This window comes from Actinoplanes sp. NPDC048791 (genome assembly GCF_040650095.1).
Taxonomy (GTDB): Bacteria; Actinomycetota; Actinomycetes; order Mycobacteriales; family Micromonosporaceae; genus Actinoplanes.
The window spans coordinates 1-4,528 of record NZ_JBEZGQ010000710.1 but is presented as its reverse complement, the minus strand read 5'-3'; the positions used below and the strand labels follow the sequence as shown (position 1 = coordinate 4,528).

Below are 4,528 nucleotides of genomic sequence, written 5' to 3'. Positions count from 1 at the left end.
CGCGGGCCGCGTCCAGGGCGTCCAGCCAGACCCGGGCCAGCCGGCGCACCGACCGGCCGCCGAAGCCCGGCAGGGCCAGCAGCGCGCGTTCGTCCTTCGGGTCCAGTTCGGCCGCGGCGATGATCGCCGAATCCGGCAGCACCCGGCCCGGCGCTGAGTCACGGCGGGACGCCACGCCGTCGCGGGCGTACCAGAGGGCGCGGAGCCGGGACTGGGCGCGGGCGCCGCGGACCCGGTGGATGCGGGAGGTGCGCCGCCACGGGTCCGGCCGGCTGCGTGGCGGCCGGTCGGCGCTGGCCACCAGGGCCGCGAACTCCTCGGCGGCCCACGCCGACTTGCCCTGCCGCTCCAGCTCGGCGGCCAGCAGATCGCGCAGGTCGGTGAGCAGCTCGACGTCCAGGGCGGCGTACGTCAGCCAGGACTCCGGCAGCGGCCGGGTCGACCAGTCCGCCGCCGAATGGTGCTTCTCCAGCGAGTAGCCCAGCAGCTGCTCGGTGAGCGCGGCCAGCCCGACCCGCTCGAAACCGGCCAGCCGGGCGGCCAGCTCGGTGTCGAACAGCCGGCGCGGCTTCATCCCCACCTCGGCCAGGCAGGCCAGATCCTGGCTGGCCGCGTGCAGCACCCACTCGGTCTCGGCCAGGGCCTCGTCCAGGGTGCGCAGGTCGTCCAGCGGCATCGGATCGATCAGCACCGTGCCGGCCCCGGCCCGGCGCAACTGCACCAGGTAGGCCTTCTGGGTGTAGCGGTAGCCGGACGCGCGCTCGGCGTCGACCGCCACCGGGCCGGAGCCCGCGGTCATCCGCGCGACCACTTCGGCCAGCTCATCGGCGGTCTCGACCGGCCGGGGCGTGCCGTCGCGGGGTGCGGTGAGGGGAACGGAGGTGCGGGCAGGTTCGCTCTCGGGACCGCCAGACATCGGGTCGGGCGGCACGGCGTGCGGTCCGTCCCCTGCTTGGTCCGGCGCGTCCCGACGGCGCAGGGGTGCTTCGTCGGTCACTCCGTAACCGTACGGGGGTACCGCCCCCGGTGTGCGCAGCCGGGTCCCGGCGCGTCGGGCCTCGATCCACTCGGGCCTGTTTCAAGAAACCCCGCGCACGCCCGTCCGCGGACCCCTTCTCGTCCGTACTAGACACCGGAGCGTCGATACCCGGGAGGCCCGCGCCGCATGACGACCGCCTACGACCCCTTCGGGGTGCCGGGCCCGCGCCGGCCACCGCAGGACCCGCTGCTCAGCCTGCCCGACCACCCCTCGGGCGAATGGGCCACCGCGCACCGGCCCGAGCCCCGGTTCGGTCATCCGCGCCCGGCGAGCCGGTTCGGTGCGCCGTACCTGCCGTCGCCGGAGGGCGCGGCCGCGTACCCCGTGGTGGCCGACCCGGCGACCGAGCCGGCCGTGCTCAACGGCCGTGGCCGCAGCCGGCTGATGACGATGCTCCTGGTTCTGGTGCTGCTCCTGGTGGCCGGCTGGCAGGCCTGGCGGCTCGACCGGGTGGACAGCCGGCTCGGCGCCAGTGCGGACCAGCTGGCCGGCGCGCTGCAACGCCAGGACCAGCTCACCGAGCGGGCGGACAAGCTCGAGCAGAAGCTCGCCGCGGTCTTCGACCCCGAGGCGATCTCGTCGTCGGTGCTGCCGAGCGTCTTCCGGGTCCGGGCCGGCAACTTCACCGGTACGGCGTTCTCGGTCGGCGACAAAGCGGCGGAAGGCCAGGCCAACCTGCTGACGAACTTCCACGTGGTCGAATCGGTCTGGAACTCCGGCGCCCGCAAGGTCTTCCTGGAACGCGGCAAGGACGAGGTGACCGCGACCATCGTCAAGGTCAGCAAGGGCAACGACCTGGCCCTGCTGCGCGCCAACCGCAAGATCGCCGGCCTGGACACCGCGCCGGCCACGGTCAAGCCGGGTCAGCAGGTCGTGGTGGTCGGCGCACCGCTGGGCCTGGAGGACACGGTGACGACCGGGGTGGTGAGCGCGTACCGGCCGGACGACTCGGAAGGCCCGACGATCCAGTTCGACGCCCCGATCAACCCGGGCAACTCCGGCGGACCGGTGGTGAACAGCGCGGACGAGGTGATCGGGCTGGCCACGGCCAAGGCCCGCGACGCGGAAGGCATCGGCCTGGCCGTCCCGATCAAGACAGCCTGCGACACCTTCAAGGTCTGTTAGTTCGCGCCCGCTCGCTGGCGGTTGCCGAGGGCGGTTACGCCGGGTGGGGGCAGGCCGGCGGTCGAGGCGAGCATGGTGCACCAGCCCTGCAGGTGGGCGCCCAGGTCTTCCGAGGTCGGGGTCCACGAGGCGCGGATCTCCAGGTCGGCCGTCGGGGCCGGGCCGGCCAGCTCGCCGAAGCGGGTCGACGTCGTCTGGGTGATCGTGCCGCCGATCGCCGTGTACGCCGCCGCGTGCTGCTCCAGGCCGTCGGTGAGCCAGGTCCACGCCACTGCCGGCAGCAGCGGGTCGCCGGCCATGTCCGACTCCAGCTCCGCCGTGATCAACGTGACCAGCCGCAGGTTGCCCTGCCAGGCGTCGTGACCGGCCGGGTCGTGCAGCAGGATCAGCCGGCCGCTGGCCACCTCGTCACCGTCGCGCAGGACGGTGGCGCTCAGCGCGAAGCCGTACGGGGCCAGCCGCTGCGGCGCCGCGATCTCCTCGAGCAGGATCTCCTCGCGGGGCGCGGCAGCCCGCAGCCCGGTGACGGCGCGGGTGAACGCCTCGGGTGCGGCGGACGTGGGACCCATGCCTCGAAGCCTATGCCGATCACCGCGGTACCGGCCCGCGCGGCGCGCCGCACGACGCCGTTCACTCACGTGGCACGATGTCGCGGGTGACCACGATCCTCGAAGATTCGGCGTTCGTCCGGGCCTGCCGCGGCCTGCCGGTGCCGCACACGCCCGTCTGGTTCATGCGACAAGCGGGCCGCTCGCTGCCCGAATACCGCAAGATCCGCGCGGGGGTCGGGATGCTGGAATCCTGCCGCCGGCCGGACCTGGTCACCGAGATCACCCTGCAACCGGTACGCCGGCACGGCGTCGACGCCGCGATCCTGTTCAGCGACATCGTGGTGCCGCTGGCCGCGGCCGGCGTCGACCTGGACATCGTGGCCGGCACCGGCCCGGTGGTGGCCGAGCCGATCCGTACGGCCGCGGACGTGGCCCGGCTGCGCCCGCTGGAGCCGGCCGACGTCGGCTACGTCGACGAGGCCGTGCGGTTGCTGGTGCCCGAGCTCGGCCCGATCCCGCTGATCGGCTTCGCCGGGGCGCCGTTCACCCTGGCCAGCTACCTGATCGAGGGCGGACCGTCGCGGACCTACCTGAAGACCAAGGCGATGATGTACGGCGAGCCGGACCTCTGGCACGCCCTGCTGGGGAAGCTGGCCGACATCACGCTGGCGTTCCTGCGGGTCCAGGCCGGGGCCGGGGTGAGCGCGGTCCAGCTCTTCGACTCGTGGGCGGGCGCGCTGTCCGAGGCCGACTACCGCCGGTACGTGCTGCCGCATTCGGCCAAGGTGCTGGGCGGGCTGGCCGATGCCGGGCTGCCGCGGATCCACTTCGGGGTGGGCACGGCGGTGCTGCTGCGGGCGATGGGTGAGGCCGGTGCGGACGTGGTCGGGGTGGACTGGCGGACCCCGCTGGACGAGGCGACGACGCAGATCGGGGCGGACAAGGCGGTCCAGGGCAACCTGGACCCGGCGATCCTGTTCGCGCCGTGGGAGGTCGTGGAGCGCGAGGCCCGCCGGGTGCTGGCCGAGGGCAAGGCGGCCCCGGGCCACATCTTCAACCTCGGCCACGGCGTGATGCCGGAAACGGACCCCGAGGTCCTCACCCGCCTGGTAGAGCTGATCCATAGGAACTGAGCATCGGCGAAGGTACGTGCCGTGCCTGTCACATCGAAGTACCCCGGTGGCCGTGGAGCATCGCGACCTGACAATGTTGGTCCTGTGCGGAAGCGGGTTGCGGTCGTCGGCGGGGGGATCGCCGGGCTGGCTGCTGCCGTGCGGATCCGGGACCGGGCGCCCGCCGACACCGAGATCATCATTTATGAGCAGTCCGGGCGACTCGGTGGCAAGTTGCGCACCGGTGAGCTGGCCGGCAGCACCGTCGAGCGTGGGGCCGAGTCCTTCCTGATGGGCGGGCCGGACGGTGGCGAGTCCGCGGCCGTGCGGTTCGTGCGGCGGCTCGGGCTGGGTGACCGCATCGTGCATCCGTCCGCCATTCCGGCTGCCCTGGCGATCGGTGGCAAGTTGCAGCCGGTGCCCAAGGGGACGCTGGTCGGCGTACCCGGGGATCTGAGCCTGCTCGGCGCGGTCGCGCGGCCGGCCGCCGGCCTGGACCGCGACGAGGGCCGTCCGTTGCTTGAGGCCGGCGCCGATGTCGCCGTGGGTGCGCTGGTCCGGGCCCGATTCGGTGACGAGGTCGCCGACCGGCTGGTCGACCCGATGCTGGGCGGCGTGTACGCCGGCCGCGCCGACCGCCTCTCCCTGGCCACCACCATGCCCGCCCTGGCCCGCACCGCCCGCACCGAGCACACCCTGAC

5 protein-coding genes are annotated in these 4,528 nt (G+C 73.6%); 3 read left to right on the top strand and 2 right to left on the bottom strand.

What is annotated here, in order from left to right:
- Positions 1 to 997, bottom strand: a 997-nt coding sequence (locus tag AB0C29_RS35130) for an HRDC domain-containing protein (protein WP_360829653.1), incomplete at its 3' end; no start/stop codon positions are given.
- A 168-nt stretch (positions 998 to 1,165) separates the two neighbouring features.
- On the opposite strand from AB0C29_RS35130, the gene AB0C29_RS35125 reads away from it, so the two are divergent.
- A complete protein-coding gene (locus AB0C29_RS35125) occupies positions 1,166 to 2,164 on the top strand; it encodes a S1C family serine protease (RefSeq protein WP_360829650.1) in 999 nt (332 codons plus the stop codon).
- On the opposite strand, the gene AB0C29_RS35120 is transcribed toward AB0C29_RS35125, so the two are convergent.
- Positions 2,161 to 2,733, bottom strand: a complete 573-nt coding sequence (locus tag AB0C29_RS35120; protein WP_212987669.1) for a DUF3000 domain-containing protein — start codon at positions 2,731 to 2,733, stop codon at positions 2,161 to 2,163. The two genes, AB0C29_RS35125 and AB0C29_RS35120, sit on opposite strands and share 4 nt — an antisense overlap.
- Before the next feature lie 86 nt (positions 2,734 to 2,819).
- Here AB0C29_RS35120 and hemE point away from each other — a divergent pair, with 86 nt between their 5' ends.
- The gene (gene hemE, locus AB0C29_RS35115) at positions 2,820 to 3,848 is read left to right on the top strand and encodes a uroporphyrinogen decarboxylase (protein ID WP_360829646.1); all 1,029 of its coding nucleotides are present in this window, start codon (positions 2,820 to 2,822) and stop codon (positions 3,846 to 3,848) included.
- Positions 3,849 to 3,932: 84 nt separating this feature from the next.
- Positions 3,933 to 4,528 (top strand): protoporphyrinogen oxidase (gene hemG, locus AB0C29_RS35110; RefSeq protein ID WP_360829643.1); only part of this gene is annotated, 596 nt, incomplete at its 3' end.

Coding starts and splice junctions, on each gene's coding strand:
- AB0C29_RS35120 (WP_212987669.1), bottom strand. CDS start 2,733: ATGGGTCCCACGTCCGCCGCACCCGAGGCGTTCACCCGCGCCGTCACC.
- AB0C29_RS35125 (WP_360829650.1), top strand. CDS start 1,166: ATGACGACCGCCTACGACCCCTTCGGGGTGCCGGGCCCGCGCCGGCCA.